The sequence below is a fragment of the Candidatus Pedobacter colombiensis genome (assembly GCA_029202485.1).
Taxonomy (GTDB): domain Bacteria; phylum Bacteroidota; class Bacteroidia; order Sphingobacteriales; family Sphingobacteriaceae; genus Pedobacter; species Pedobacter colombiensis.
In genome coordinates this window covers 4,455,456-4,470,507 of the sequence record CP119313.1, presented here as the reverse complement: position 1 = coordinate 4,470,507, position 15,052 = coordinate 4,455,456, and the positions used below count along the sequence as shown (strand labels likewise).

General features: G+C 38.1%; 12 protein-coding genes. 8 read left to right on the top strand and 4 right to left on the bottom strand.

Annotated features, from left to right (window positions below; all coding sequences use genetic code 11):
- Window positions 1–59: 59 nt before the first annotated feature.
- Window positions 60–566 (bottom strand): PH domain-containing protein, encoded by a 507-nt coding sequence (locus P0Y49_18735; protein WEK18816.1) that lies wholly within the window; start codon window positions 564–566, stop codon window positions 60–62.
- A gap of 788 nt (window positions 567–1,354) precedes the next feature.
- Between P0Y49_18735 and P0Y49_18730 the strand changes: the two genes are divergently transcribed.
- The 3 genes from P0Y49_18730 to P0Y49_18720 all read left to right on the top strand — a co-directional run bounded on the left by P0Y49_18730 (window position 1,355) and on the right by P0Y49_18720 (window position 3,625).
- Window positions 1,355–1,840 carry a hypothetical protein gene (locus P0Y49_18730; GenBank protein ID WEK18815.1) on the top strand — a complete coding sequence of 162 codons (486 nt, stop codon included), beginning with the start codon at window positions 1,355–1,357 and terminating at the stop codon, window positions 1,838–1,840.
- Between the two features lie 397 nt (window positions 1,841–2,237).
- Window positions 2,238–2,729, top strand: a complete 492-nt coding sequence (locus P0Y49_18725; GenBank protein WEK18814.1) for an FKBP-type peptidyl-prolyl cis-trans isomerase — start codon at window positions 2,238–2,240, stop codon at window positions 2,727–2,729.
- Window positions 2,726–3,625, top strand: a complete 900-nt coding sequence (locus P0Y49_18720) for an FKBP-type peptidyl-prolyl cis-trans isomerase (protein ID WEK18813.1) — start codon at window positions 2,726–2,728, stop codon at window positions 3,623–3,625. The genes P0Y49_18725 and P0Y49_18720 overlap by 4 nt, the downstream gene beginning before the upstream one ends.
- Before the next feature lie 5 nt (window positions 3,626–3,630).
- Here P0Y49_18720 and P0Y49_18715 read toward each other — a convergent pair whose 3' ends face one another.
- Window positions 3,631–4,932, bottom strand: a complete 1,302-nt coding sequence (locus P0Y49_18715; GenBank protein ID WEK18812.1) for a deoxyribodipyrimidine photo-lyase — start codon at window positions 4,930–4,932, stop codon at window positions 3,631–3,633.
- A gap of 11 nt (window positions 4,933–4,943) precedes the next feature.
- On the bottom strand, window positions 4,944–5,849 hold the full coding sequence (locus P0Y49_18710; GenBank protein WEK18811.1) for a TIGR01777 family oxidoreductase: 906 nt from the start codon (window positions 5,847–5,849) through the stop codon (window positions 4,944–4,946).
- A 255-nt stretch (window positions 5,850–6,104) separates the two neighbouring features.
- On the opposite strand from P0Y49_18710, the gene P0Y49_18705 reads away from it, so the two are divergent.
- The 5 genes from P0Y49_18705 (at window position 6,105) to P0Y49_18685 (ending at window position 13,397) form a co-directional block, all read left to right on the top strand.
- Window positions 6,105–7,397, top strand: coding sequence for a DASH family cryptochrome (locus P0Y49_18705; protein ID WEK18810.1), 1,293 nt, complete (start codon window positions 6,105–6,107; stop codon window positions 7,395–7,397).
- Window positions 7,398–7,594: 197 nt separating this feature from the next.
- Window positions 7,595–10,390, top strand: a complete 2,796-nt coding sequence (locus P0Y49_18700) for a 2-oxoglutarate dehydrogenase E1 component (protein WEK18809.1) — start codon at window positions 7,595–7,597, stop codon at window positions 10,388–10,390.
- Between the two features lie 19 nt (window positions 10,391–10,409).
- Window positions 10,410–11,636: a 2-oxoglutarate dehydrogenase complex dihydrolipoyllysine-residue succinyltransferase gene (odhB, locus tag P0Y49_18695; GenBank protein ID WEK18808.1), complete on the top strand. Its 1,227-nt coding sequence runs from the start codon at window positions 10,410–10,412 to the stop codon at window positions 11,634–11,636.
- Window positions 11,637–11,704: 68 nt separating this feature from the next.
- Window positions 11,705–12,595 (top strand): hypothetical protein, encoded by an 891-nt coding sequence (locus P0Y49_18690; protein ID WEK18807.1) that lies wholly within the window; start codon window positions 11,705–11,707, stop codon window positions 12,593–12,595.
- 100 nt (window positions 12,596–12,695) lie between these two features.
- Window positions 12,696–13,397: a DUF2490 domain-containing protein gene (locus tag P0Y49_18685; GenBank protein WEK18806.1), complete on the top strand. Its 702-nt coding sequence runs from the start codon at window positions 12,696–12,698 to the stop codon at window positions 13,395–13,397.
- Here P0Y49_18685 and P0Y49_18680 read toward each other — a convergent pair.
- Window positions 13,394–15,052: a M1 family metallopeptidase gene (locus P0Y49_18680; GenBank protein WEK18805.1), complete on the bottom strand. Its 1,659-nt coding sequence runs from the start codon at window positions 15,050–15,052 to the stop codon at window positions 13,394–13,396. The genes P0Y49_18685 and P0Y49_18680 overlap by 4 nt on opposite strands.

Sequence of the window (15,052 nt, the reverse complement as noted above, 5' to 3'; positions counted from 1 at the left end):
ATAATTAAAACTGGAAGGCCCGTAATCTGATTGCGGGCTTTTTTTCACAGTACAGTTTGTTACTTTTTTAAATCAGCTGCGAGAGCGCTATCATCGGGTGTAAGAACAATCTTTTTTCCGCTTTTTGTTGTAACCAGAATTCGTTTGTCTTTGCGAGTTGCATACAGCGTCAATGATCCCAGGCTGGAACTATAGTATTTGCCGAAATAACCAAAATAGCCACCGATCCCAAATGTCCGGATAAGTGTTCCAGAACGTCCATTGTCCAGAGACTCTACAGAATGAATCTCATTTTTTGCAATTCTGATATTCCCCGCTAGTCTTTTGATGATAAGTTCTTCATCAGTGAGAATGTAAGAGATCGGCCTCATGGCCAATGATATTAGAAATACACCTGTAAGAACAGCCACGATAATTACTGAATTGGTTTCTCCTGAGAATAGATACTCTTTTATTTGGCCATATATAAAATAGGCGGATATGCAGAGCATCAGTACCGTAATCAACCAGGCTGTGGAATCCATTGAAACGGAATATTTTGAAGAGGTCTTTTTAGTCGTTGTCATAAGTGGTATATTAGGTTCAAACTTAGGTAAAATTGCATAGTATTCAGTTGTTAAGTTTATGAAGTGATTTACATGAAGATAAAAAAAAATATGTCAGAAGAAGTTGGATAATACATATGTAATATTAGCCTTTTTAGTTTTTTTTATTTCCTCTTTGATATATATGATTAAAAAAAAAGTGATTTGGGAGGATGCAGAATCTGTCTATGGTAATTCTTTTTCTTTAAAAGCGTTTATTTTTTTGGTGGGGATAATTATAATTTTGTTAGTGCGATTAATACAAAACCTCTAACTATTACTTCTGCTAAAGATAATTTGACTTTTAAAAATGGGAACTTACAGAACAAAAAGGAACATTATTTAACTATTATCAAAAATAGAATGAATAGGTAAGAGGGAAATAATTTTAAACTTCAGATCTACCAATGGAATAATCACAGGTGTTAATTTTTTAGACGTATTATTTTTATTTTTCTTTATGTATACAAATAAAAAATACTTTAAATTATCGAGCAATTCATGAGGAGTTTTAAGAGCAAGTAGTGTATTAAGAGCTGGGCTAGCTTGATTACGGGCAAGGTTTTATGATCTAGTGATTGGAAGATTTAATCTAATTTATAGACTGGCTGAAAAATATGCTGATTTTAGTCAATACCAGCATGCAGGAGACAATCTAATATCGAATATTGATATGAATGGAGATTCGATCTAGACAACAACTCGAACAATTAGGAATGGTAATGATATTACTAATTATGGCACAATACATATAATAAAAACAATTAATCATGAAAAATAAGTTAGGACTTTGGTTAGCGTGTATTCTATATATAGGATGTATACCTGTAGAGCCTCAAATTAAAGTGTACTTTGATCCTTCTGGAGCGACTTACCTTGAAAAGATTCCATTAATACTAAGAGTAGACGATCGCATAATTTTGGATACTGTTGTTGAGAATAGTCATGTTAATAAAAGTCTATTAATGATAAGCTTCAAAAAAAATCGAAATGACGGGGTTTTATTTGCTGAAGTAAATGGTAAAAAAGAACTTATAAAACAGTTGAACGAAGTCTCAATAAAATGTACGGATGTATTTTTGGGGTATGATGATCATTCATTAATTTTTAAAGAAGCCAGAAAAATTGAAATTGAGAAAAAAGATAAACATATCCCTACAGACTTTAAACAATTGTTTGATAGTATAAAAGCCTCGTCAGGCAATAAATATCATCAGATCAATTTCAATATAAAAGAAGGGGATTGTCAAGGATGACATCAAGGATCCTTTTAACTAAAATAAAATGAAAAAATATTTATTCAATGTATTACATATTGTAGCACTGTTTTTATGCTATGTTTCCTTTGGAATATTGATTTATTGGATATTTAAAATAGATATTCCACTTTCAATTAGAATCAAGGATAGTTCTTTTGTCGCCATTGGCACTTTTTTTCTACTTCCTATTATAGGGTTGATTTGCATTAAATTTAGTAAGGACAATGATGTTTATCATCGGATGTTTTTTTTAGTGTTTGGTTGTTTTTTCATATCCATGAAGTCATTATTTCTATTGCAAACCTATCCCCTTTGCCAATTTTGAATTGACCACTAATTGTTAAAATTGGTTAAAAATTGCGCCATCAGCAATAAAAGACTATTTTTGTCAATTATGTTAAAAACCAGTATTTTGTTGGGGCTTTTTTTATTGGCGGTAGCTTTTGTTGCCTGCAAAAAAGAACCGCCCTATGATGCCGAAAAAGAACTGGATATTGACGACGCGATAATTGCAAAGTATTTGTTAGATAGTGCTGTTACTGCTACTAAAGATAGTTCTGGTTTGTATTACAAGATCATTAGTCCGGGTACTGGAAATGAAATTACAAATACAGATACTGTTTATGGCAATTATACTTTGAAAATTTTAAAGGACACGGTTTTGCTGGCAAAAAGCGTTGACAGTACTTTTAAGTTTATGCTTCCCGGTTATATCAAAGGGTGGCAAATAGGTGTTGGCCTGATAAGACCTGGAGGATCAATCCGGATGATTATTCCATCTGCATTAGGCTATCAGAACAGGGCAGTAACATCACCTATAATTCCACCAAACTCAATATTAGATATTACATTATCAATAGTTTCTATAAATAAAAAACCCAAATGATTAAAAAGTTATCATTATATACCTTTGCCTTGTTAGGCTCTTTAGTTCTATTCAATTCTTGTAAAAAAGAGTACGAGTCTATTGAAACTGTAGATAACCGTGCGATAGCAGATTACATTAAAAATAATAACCTTACAGGTGTGAAGGATACTTTAGGGTATCATTATCAGATTATTACTCCTGGTACAGGTGCTTCGGTTTTGAATTCAGATTCTGTATATTACACCTATAATTTTACGCATATAAACGGTACTTCAATCACTAAAAACGGTGATTATCAAATCCCGGGAACTTTTTTAGGTTATACTGACAGATTTAGTTTCAGGACGCTTCCTGCGGTAAGGATTACATTAGGTAAGCTAAAAAAAGGAGGAACTGCAAGGGTTATTCTACCTTCAAGTATGGCATTTGGTAAAAATGGAGTTCCATCTTTGGGGATAGAGTCGAACGAGGTAATTGTAGTTGAATTGGCTTTGCTTGATTTTGCTCATCAGTATCAGGTAGATAATTTTTTGATTAACAAATTCGTTGCTGCTAATAACTTGCAACCGGTAGTAGATCCAACGAGGGTTCGTTATATTGTTTCTGCAGAGGGTACGGGTAAAGCCGACTTAAAGTCAACTTCTACTGTGACAGTTAAGTATACAGGAAGGCTATTGAGCGGAACGGTATTTGATTCGAATACAGATGGGTATACTGCGCTTTTGAGTGACCTGATTCCGGGGTGGTATAAAGTTCTTCCTGGAAAAGTGGGTGTTGGGGGTAAGATACGTTTAATTATTCCTTCGGATTTAGGCTATGGAACCAGTGTTCAAAGAGATGCCGCTGGAAATGTCACTATCCCGGCAAATTCATGTCTTGATTTTGATTTGGAGATTACCGCTATTACCAATTAAGAATATTACTGTAGAGCGGCCTTAAATGCTTTTAGGGCTCTTTCTCTCGCAAAAGCATGTTCGACCATAGGTTTGACATGCTTTTGTTGTTTTAGCTCTGGTACCCATTGATGAATGTACTCATTTTTCGGATCGAACTTTTTGGCTTGCAGTTCTGGATTAAACACCCTAAAGTAAGGCGCGGCATCATTGCCACATCCACAAGCCCATTGCCAGCCACCAACATTGCTTGCCTGATCGTAATCTAATAGCTTTTCTGCAAAGTAAGCTTCACCCCAACGCCAATCTATCAAAAGGTGTTTGGTTAAAAAGCTAGCGACCACCATTCTTACCCTATTGTGCATGTATCCCGTTTTATTGAGTTGACGCATTCCCGCATCCACCAGTGGATAACCTGTGTTTCCTGTACACCATTTTTCAAAATCAGCTTCATTATTGATCCATCGTATATTGTCGTATGCCGGTTTAAAGGATTGATGGGCGGAGTGTGGAAAGTGCCATAAGATCATCATATAGAAATCTCTCCATGCAAGTTCCGATAACCATTTTTCGGCTTTTTGCATGGATGCCTCTCGCGCTGCTTTACGTATGCTTATCGTTCCAAAACGGAGATGAAGTCCTATATGTGTTGTTGCATCCAGAGCGGGATAGTCCCTTTTATCCTCATAAGCCTGTAACTTCGCTTCAAAATCTTTTGAAGGAAATATTTGCTCAGAACGCCCAAAGCCTAAATCCTGAAGAGATAAGTCGTTTTCAGTTTTTACCGGAAGCAGGTTGTTTATATATTTCGATACCGGGTAGGCTTTGAGGTAGAAGGGCTGTAGCTTTTGCCGCCACTGATGGAAGTATGGAGTAAATACGGTGTAAGGTTTCCCATCTGCTTTGCTGATTTCATTCTTTTCGAAAATGACCTGATCTTTAAAAGTTTTGAATGGAATACTTTCGGAGCTGAGGTATTCAGCTAATGCATCATCCCGTTCGCGCGCATAAGGTTCGTAATCATGATTGGTGTAAACTTCCTTAACGGTGTAACTATTGAGTACTTCCGCCCATACCTGTTCCGGAGTTCCATATTTTATCAATATAGTCGAATTGTAGCGGTTTATTTCAGAATTGAGTTGTTGAAGTGTGTCATAAATAAAAGTCACACGGGCATCATTCTTAGCTGGCAATTTTGAAAGTATGTTTTTGTCGAATATAAAGAGCAATAGCACAGGGTAATCACCCTTTAGGGCGTGATATAATGCTGCATTGTCTTCTATTCTTAAATCTCTGCGTAACCAGCAGATGCTTGTTTCTTTTTTCATGAAAAGTGTTTTCAACCGTAAATATCTGATAAGGCATCCATAAGTTGCGTATACTTAAATTTAAAATCTGCCGATAATAGCTTTTGGGCTGAAGTGTTGGAACTGGTAAATATCACCTCGCTCATTTCTCCCAGAAGTATTCTAAGGATTTTTTCTGGGATATTAAAAGGCCAGACCGGGCGGAGTAGCTTTCTGGCGATAGCCTTGGTTAAGGTGGCATTGGTTACCGGAAATGGGGCACAGGCATTGTAAGCACCGGCCATTAAGGGACTTTCTACTGCATTTTTGTAGGCTGATATGACGTCGTCAACGTGGATCCAGGGAATCCATTGTTTGCCTGTACCCAGGGGTGCTCCAAGGAAGAACTTAATCGGTTTTTCGAAAGATGTCAATGCGCCTTCGCCTTTTGCAAGTATAATTCCGGTTCTGAATTTTACTATTCTTAGTCCAAGGTATTTACCCTTGTCAACAGCGTCTTCCCATTGTTTGCAGCATTGAGCCAGAAAGCCAAACCCGGCAGGACTGTCTTCTGTAAGGATTTCATCTCCGCAATCGCCATAATAACCCGAGGCAGAAGCGGCAATGAAAGTGTCAACATCGGCATGGTGCTCTTTAATGGCTTTGTAAAGCAGCTGAGTAGACAATACTCTGCTATCTATAATCTGTTGTTTACGTTTGTTTGACCATCGGTATTTTGAAATATTTTCTCCGGCCAGATGGATAACTGTATCTATACCAATCATACAATCCTTATCAATCCGACCACTGTAAACATCCCATAGGAATACTTGCACACCTGGAATGTTTCTCTGTTTTCTGCTGAGGATAGACACTGTATGGCCTGATTCTCGCAGGGCGTTGATTAGTTTTTTACCTATCATGCCCGTTGCTCCGGTTATCAAAATTCGCTTGTTCATTTGCAGAGGGTTTTTAGGTTAGATTAATGCAGCATAAAGAAATTAAAACAATTAGCGCCTTATTTAGGTATTGTTATTTGATGCATTAAGTATTAATGGTAATTGTATAACTATGGATCTGTGATTTGGTTTGTTAAATTATCTTTTTTTAGTAAATATTTTGTTCTGCTTATGTAAAGATTGCCGTAATATTAGTTTTAGGATAAAAAATGGCATATTTTTGAAATTTACAGTATAAGTTTAGTCTTGAAATTAATGAGGAACAAAAAAATATTAGTTTGGTTTAGGAACGATCTACGCTTACATGATAATGAAATGTTAGTTGAGGCAATTGCTAAATCGGACAGTATTTTACCCGTTTATTTCTTTGATCCACGTTACTTTGAAAATACCAGATTTGGTACAGTTAAGACTGGCGCTTTTAGGGCTCAGTTTTTGGTGGAGAGTGTACTGTCCTTAAGAAATACTCTTCGTAAAATGGGTGGTGATATTTTATTGATTCATGGGAAGCCTGAAGATCATATAAAAGCACTGGTGGAGCAATTTGATATTGCTGAGGTTTACCATCACCGTGAAGTTGGACCGGAAGAAACCTTAATTTCGGATGGTGTTGAAGATCTCTTATGGGAACTTAAAATCAACCTTAAGCATTTTATAGGTCATACCTTATATAATAAAGAAGATCTTCCTTTTCCAATAAAGGACATTCCGGATGTTTTTGCACAGTTTAAAAAGAAAACCGAAAGAGATGCCATTGTAAAGTCTTGTTTCCTATCTCCTGAAGATATATCGTTTGTTGAAAATGAGCATTGGGGAGAAGTCCCTTCATTAACTGATTTGGGATTTGCGGAAAATGGTAATAATTTCGGTGTTGAAGGTGCTATTGGGGGTGAAGATGCCGGATTGGAACATTTGAAATTGCTGCTGGCAGAAGGCGCCGATATTTATCTGAAACCAAATGGTAAATCGACTGCAGATAAGCCCGGTTTCTCTTCTCATTTGTCGGCATGGTTGGCCTTAGGTTGTTTATCGCCACGAAAGGTATATTGGCAGGTTAAAGATGCTGAGCGTGAATTTGGAAGTAATGCTAATTTTAATCAGATACTTCTAGGGCTGTTATGGCGTGATTATTTCAGGTTTATGTTTAAAAAGCATGGTATTGCCTTTTTTCAGGAAAAGGATCTGGAAAATGACATTATTGAGGCAACTGCAGAAATAGATCCTGCTTTGGAAAGCTGGAAATCAGGTAATACCGGGAACTCAATTGTTGACAGGTATATAAAGGAACTGAATGACACGGGCTTTATTCCACATCCGGGTAGATTATTAGTGGCTACATTTCTTATTCATGTGTTAGGGGTTCACTGGACCTGTGGCGCTGCCTATTTTGAAGAAAAGTTGATCGATTATGCACCTGCCAGTAACTGGGGAAATTGGGCAAGTGTTGCCGGTGTAGATAAAGATACCAAGTCGAAAAATGGATTCGATCTGAACAAGCAAATTAAAATTCTTGATATGGCTATTTCCGATAGCCCTTCTTTTGCTTAGTTAACTAATTATGTTGATGTTCCGTTGCTTATTGCGGGCAGCTTAATCCCGGAATTTGATGTTCTTACGGAGGTTCGGCTGAGCTGTTTAAAGCATGTTTGCGCTATGGTAGGGTTTCTTGAAGAATTATAAAGAAAATTGCCTGTTTTATAAGGTAAAATCCTAATTTTGCTTCACTTATAGCATACTTAAACATAATGGATAATTTATCTTATCTCAATGGCGCAAACGCCGAATACGTAGAGTCCTTATACCAATCTTATAAAGAAGACGCAAATTCAGTTGAATTTGGCTGGCAGAAATTTTTTGAAGGCTTTGATTTTGGAAGAGATTCTTCAGGTGCTTCCGTTAGCACTGAAGCCCCGGAGCACTTTTTAAAGGAAGTTAATGTGTTAAACATGATCAATGGCTATCGCCAGAGAGGTCATTTGTTTACACATACTAACCCGGTAAGAGAAAGACGTCAGCATTTACCTACACTGGATATTGAAAATTTTGGTTTGGCCAAATCTGATCTGGATACCGTTTTTAATGCAAGTGTTGAGCTGGGTATTGGTGCAGCAAAATTAAGTGATATTATCGCCTTTCTGAAACAGACTTATTGCCGTTCGATAGGTGCAGAGTATAAATATGTGCGTACACCTGAAGTTCTTTCCTGGATTGAGCACAAAATGGAAAGCGTACGTAATACGCCAAGCTTCTCTATTGATGAGAAGAAACGTATTTTGACAAAACTTAATGAGGCAGTTAGCTTCGAGAATTTCCTGGGTACCAAATTTCTTGGTCAGAAAAGATTTTCATTAGAAGGTGCTGAAGCATTAATTCCTGCCCTGGATTCGGTAATCGAAAAAGGTGCAGATCTTGGTATTGAAGAGTTTGTGATTGGTATGGCACACAGGGGGCGTTTGAACGTTCTGGCCAATATCATGCAGAAATCTTATAAAGATATTTTTGCTGAGTTTGAAGGTAAAGCTTACAGTGCAGAATCTCCATTTGGAGGTGATGTTAAGTACCACCTTGGTTACTCAACGGATGTAACTACAAATGATGGCAAGAGTGTCCACCTGAGTCTTTGCCCGAACCCTTCTCACCTGGAAACAGTGAATGGAGTGGTTGAAGGAATGACCAGATCTAAAATTGATTTTAAATATGGTGGGGATAATGCCCGTATTGCACCTATTTTGATTCATGGTGATGCTTCTGTTGCCGGACAAGGTATTGTTTACGAAGTGATCCAGATGGCTGGCCTGGATGGTTATAAAACTGGTGGTACTATTCACCTGATCATTAACAACCAGATTGGTTTTACTACTAACTTTAAAGATGCACGTACGAGTACTTACTGTACAGATATTGCAAAAGTAACTTTGTCTCCTGTATTCCATGTAAATGGTGATGATGTGGAGGCTTTGGTTTATGCGATTAACCTGGCTATGGAGTATCGTCAGAAATATAAAAATGATGTATTCATCGATATTTTGTGTTACCGCAGGTTTGGGCACAACGAATCGGATGAGCCTAAATTTACACAGCCATTGCTGTATAAAGCGATAGAGCAACACGCCAATACAAGAGATATTTATATTGATCAATTGGTAAAAGAGGGTTCACTTGAAGCGAGCGCTGCAAAAGAAATGGAGAAAGAATTCCGTGGACTTTTGCAGGAGCGTTTAAATGAGGCGAAAGCCATTACCTCTACTTATCAGGATGTGAAGTTTGGTGGTGCATGGTCTGATATGCGTATCGCTACGCCTAAAGATTTTGAAAGCTCGCCAAATACTGCAGTAAAGAAATCTACTTTATTGGAGATCGCTAAAAGAATAAGCACATTGCCAGCTGATAAAAAGTTCTTTAAGAAAATTGAGAAACTTTTTGATGAGCGCAGCAAGATGGCCAACACTACCCATGTATTTGATTGGGCTATGGGTGAGCAGCTGGCTTATGGTACTTTACTTGCAGAAGGAAAAAGAGTACGTTTAAGTGGACAGGATGTAGAGCGTGGTACTTTCTCTCACCGTCATGCAGTATTGACTTTAGAAGATTCGGAAGAAGAATATATCCCGTTGGCAAATATCTCTGACCAACAGGCGCCGTTTGATATTTACAATTCACATTTGTCTGAATATGGGGTTTTGGGTTTTGAGTATGGTTATGCCATGGCTAACCCGAATGCATTAACAATTTGGGAAGCTCAATTTGGTGACTTCTTTAATGGTGCGCAAATTGTTGTAGATCAGTATATCGCCAGTGCGGAAACCAAATGGCAGCGTGAAAACGGATTGGTCATGTTACTACCTCACGGTTATGAAGGACAAGGACCTGAGCACTCGTCTGCAAGGATTGAGCGTTTTATGGAGCTTTGTGCTGATTACAATATGCAGGTAACCAACTGTACTACTCCTGCAAACTTCTTCCATGCTTTACGCAGACAGTTTAAACGTGATTTTAGAAAGCCTTTGGTGGTGTTTACACCTAAGAGTTTATTGCGTCATCCGTTGTGTATTTCGCCTTTGGCAGACTTTACAGATGGTAAATTCCAGGAAGTAATTGCAGATAATAATGTAAAAGCTGCTGATGTTACGAGAGTATTGTTCTGCAGTGGTAAGATTTATTACGAATTGTTAGAGAAACAGCAAAAAGATCAGATTAAGGATGTAGCTGTTGTTCGTGTTGAGCAATTGTATCCTACGCCATTAGCGCAAATGGAAGCTGTGTATGGCAAATATAAAAATGCTAAGGAAGCAGTATGGGTTCAGGAAGAGCCAGAGAACATGGGGGCATGGCCATATTTGTTGCGTAGACTGAGAAGAACAATCTTTAGTGACATCGAAGTAATCTCGAGAAAAGAAAGCAGCAGTACAGCTACAGGTTATGCAAAACAACATGCAGATCAGCAAGCTTACATTTTAGCAAAAGCTTTTGAGATGACTGTTACAGAGCGTGATGAAAAAATAGCTAAGAAGTCTGTGAGTAAAGTGTTTAATGTAGATTAGAAAAAATAATACAACTGTTATGAGTATAGAAATAAAAGTTCCGCCAGTAGGCGAGTCGATAACCGAAGTTGTTTTATCACGTTGGGTGAAAAATGATGGTGATGTAGTGGAAATGGATGAGGTGATAGCAGAATTAGAGTCTGATAAAGCAACATTTGAATTAACTGCAGAGCAAGCCGGAACTTTAAAAACAGTAGCAGCTGAAGGTGATACTTTGGCTATAGGTGCTGTAGTTTGTAAAATTGAAGATGGTGGTGCTGCGCCAAAAGCTGCAGCAGCTGCTCCTGTTGAAGAGAAACCTGCTGCTGCGGCTGATAAAGTTGCTGCTCCGGTTGCCGAAAGATCAGGAGAAAGCTATGCTACCGGTACTCCATCACCTTCTGCTGGCAAAATTCTGGCTGAGAAAGGTGTTGGTGCTGCTTCTGTTAAAGGAACAGGTGTTGATGGAAGAATTACCAAAGAAGATGCATTGAATGCGCAGAAGTCTGCACCAGCTGCTAAAGCTGAGGCACCTAAAGCTGCAGTTGCTGCTCCTGTTGCGGGTTCAAGAAACGAACGCAAAGAAAAAATGTCGCCATTGCGTAAAACAGTAGCAAAACGTTTGGTTGCTGTTAAGAATGAAACGGCTATGTTAACCACATTTAATGAGGTGAACATGAAGCCAATCATGGATTTGCGTGGAAAATATAAAGATCAGTTTAAAGAGAAATTTGGTGTAGGTTTAGGCTTTATGAGCTTCTTTACTAAAGCCGTATGCGAGGCGTTGAAAGATTTCCCTGCAGTAAATGCGCGTATTGATGGTGAGTCTATTGTTTACAACGATTTTGCTGATATCTCTATCGCTGTTTCTGCACCTAAAGGTCTGGTAGTTCCTATCATCAGAAATGCAGAGAGCATGAGCCTTGCTCAGATTGAGAAAACAGTAATTGAACTGGCTACAAAAGCACGCGATAGCAAATTGACAATTGAAGAAATGACAGGTGGTACATTTACGATCACTAATGGTGGAGTTTTTGGATCAATGATGTCTACTCCAATCATCAATGCGCCTCAGTCAGCCATTTTAGGTATGCACAATATCATTGAGCGCCCAATTGCTGAAAAAGGTGAGGTTGTTGTTCGTCCGATGATGTATTTGGCATTGTCTTATGACCACAGAATTATTGATGGAAGAGAGTCTGTAGGCTTCTTGGTTAGGGTTAAACAATTACTTGAAGATCCTGCAAGATTATTATTAGGCGTTTAGTCTTATGAATATAAAGAAAAGGCCCGTATCAATTGCGGGTCTTTTTTGATTTATATAAATTTATACTGATGAAAAGACATTACTTATTCTTTTTTTTATTAATTTTTTCAAAAAAATTAAGTGCACAACAAGAAATTACTCCTTCTGCACCAGCACCTAAAATTGGTAAAAGTATCTTCGGTAATGAGGTGAAGAGAAATTTCTCCAGAAAAGGAGATTTCTTTGTGACCTGGGGATATAACCATTCCTGGTATGCAAATAGCGATATCAATTTTAAAGGTCCGGGCTATGATTTTACCCTTAGGGATGTTGTAGCACAAGATAGGCAAACTAAATTAAGCTGGAAGTATCTGGATCCAAAATCTATAAGTATCCCGCAGTTTAATTTTCACTTTGGGTATTTTATCAAAGATAACTATAGTATCTCTTTGGGCTGGGATCACATGAAATATGTGATGGATATTCCGCAAAAGGTAAGGATTGATGGGCACATAGATCCTATGGTTTCTAGTCCCGCTGTTCCTACAGGTCGTTATGCCGGTGTATATAATGGTGAAATGCTAGAGGTAGGACCGGATATGCTTGTATTTGAGCATACAGATGGTTTAAACTATGCCAGTGCTGAACTGGAAAGATACGATGATATCTGGGTACCTCGTTCTCAACGTACTTCATTAACTATGGAAACCGGTATAGGTGCAGGCTTAGTGGTGCCTAGAACTGATGCCCATTTGTTTGGAGTAGGAAAGAACAATTATTGGAATGTAGCAGGCTGGGGTGTTTCTGCGAAGCTTGGTTTCAAGTTCTATATAACTAAAGGTCTTTATTTGCAGAACAGCACAAAGGTTGGTTATATTGACCTTTCTAAAATCCATACAACAGGCAGAGATGACATTGATGGCGCAAGTCAAAATATTAAATACATTGAAAATTATACGATACTTGGTTTTCAGTTCTAGTATTGTAATATCTTGATATACACAGGGAGGATTTCTTTATGGGAGTCCTCCTTTTTTGTTTTTGTTTTCTATTTTAGCAGCTTGACCCGATCCTAAACATATGAAACAGATAACCTTTACCTTTCTATTCTCTCTTCTTGTTCTGAATGGTTTTTCCCAGCATGTAAATCAAAACTCCGGCTGGCTGATGTTTTTAAATAGTACAAAGTTTAGTGACAAGTGGGGATTACATCTTGATGTCCAGCTGAGGACTGAAGATAATTGGGATGGGGTTCGGAATTTTCTCTTCAGACCCGGAGTAACCTATTATATCAATAAGAATAGCAATGCAACTGTTGGCTATTTGTTGACAAATACCTTTTTAAAAAATAACGGGATAGCCAAATATACTTTGACAGAGCACCGCATCTGGGAACAGTATGTATATACTCATAAAATTAAACCGGTTTATGTTCAGCATCGTTTCAGACTGGAGCAACGTTTTATAGAAACTACGGGAGAAGATATTTTTTCACAACGATTCCGGTATTTTGTCAGGTTTGTACTTCCCCTTACTGAAGCTAAAGAGCCGTTTGTTGAGGGACCATTTGTGGCATTACAGAATGAATTGTTTTTCAATGTTCAAAACAAAGACAAGCTAAACGGCAAGTTGTTTGATCAGAATAGGGCATATGGTGCTGCCGGTTACCGATTTAGCAAGCGCTTTGATATGGAAGTGGGCTACTTAAATCAATTTATTGATGGGCGCTCCGTGAATACGATTAATAATGCGGTTCAACTTGCTTTCTATACCCGATTTTAGTTGACTTGTTTTGTGTCAATATAAAAATTCGGATCTATTTTAAAAGTACTATTGGTGATGGATTTATCGATATCGATAGTTTTCCAATGGGTAGCAGGGGTGATAAAATTGAAGCTGTCTGGTTTTAATGTTACTTTTACCGGCATGTCAAAATCCTTTACGTCGGCTACCCAACGGTATTTAAGAACGCCATTAGTGATCTGATATTCAAGTACAGGGATATGGGTATGGCGCAGGTACTGATCAAATATCTTGTTTAACTTTAATCCACTTTGTTTGGCTATATAATCTTCAATCTGATGAGTAGTTACGGTGGAATGGTAAAAGGTTTTATTTAATCCTCGCAATATGCCCCTAAACTTTTCATCATCGTTGATGAGCTGTCTGATCAGGTGTATCAGGTTTGCTCCTTTGTAATACATATCTCCGGAACCTTCCTGGTTAACACCGTACTTACCTATGATGGGGATGTCGTTTTTAATGTTTTTTCTTATGCCAACTACATAAGCTAACGCTGCATCTTTTCCATACATGGATTCGGTAAATAGGGCTTCGGAGTAATTGGTGAAAGCTTCGTGCACCCACATGTCGGCAATATCTTTTGTGGTAATGTTATTACCGAACCATTCATGTCCGCTTTCGTGAACGGTAATGAAATCAAACTTTAATCCCCATCCCGAACCGGATAGGTCATTGCCCAGATATCCCATTTTAAAGTTGTTGCCATAAGCAACTGCACTTTGATGTTCCATGCCAAGATAAGGGGCTTCGACTAGTTTATAGCCATCTTCATAAAAAGGGTAAGGGCCAAACCAATACTCGAAAGATTTTAGCATTGGTTTAACATCAGCATCCCAGTGCGGACGTGCAAGGGGGCTATCTTCTTTTAATGACCAAAAATCTAAAGAGAGCTTTCCTTTTTCGCCTGCGTATTCATCTATCCAGTGGGAATATCTACCGATATACATGGTTATATTGTAATTGTTGATGGGGTTATCTACAAACCAGTTGTACTGAAGATATCCGTCAGGCATTTCTACAGTGTTACGCAATCTGCCATTCGAGATTTCTTGTAGGTCTTTTGGCACGCTAATGCTGATCAGCATACTGTCTACCTCATCGCTTTGATGGTCTTTGTTTGGCCACCAGCAACTAGCCCCCAAACCCTGGCAGGCTACAGATACCCACGGATTACCCGATTTATCTTTGCTGAAAATAAAACCCCCGTCCCATGGTGGATTTTTGGCGATTATCGGGTTTCCGGAATAGTATACGGTGAAGCTTTCATCTGTCCCTTTTTTAATAGTTGTTGGAAAGGTTACAAATACAGCATTAAACTCCCGTTTAAATGGAAGCTCTATTCCATGGAAAACTACCTTCTCTACTTTTAAATTAGCGAACAGGTCGAACTGCAGGTTTTTGAAGTCCTGGGTGGCGGTGAACTTAAATTCGTTACTGCCACTAATGAACTTATTTGGGATATCTACTTTAACGTCAAGGTGATAATAATTAATATCATAGCAAGATCGCAGTGAGCTTAGCGTTCCACGTAAACTATCGGCTCGGGAGAATTGTTTCTTCCCCTTCATCAGCTGTGCATTTGTGGTGCCAACAGTGAGCAATAATGCGATAAGGCTATATATTAATTTTTTCAT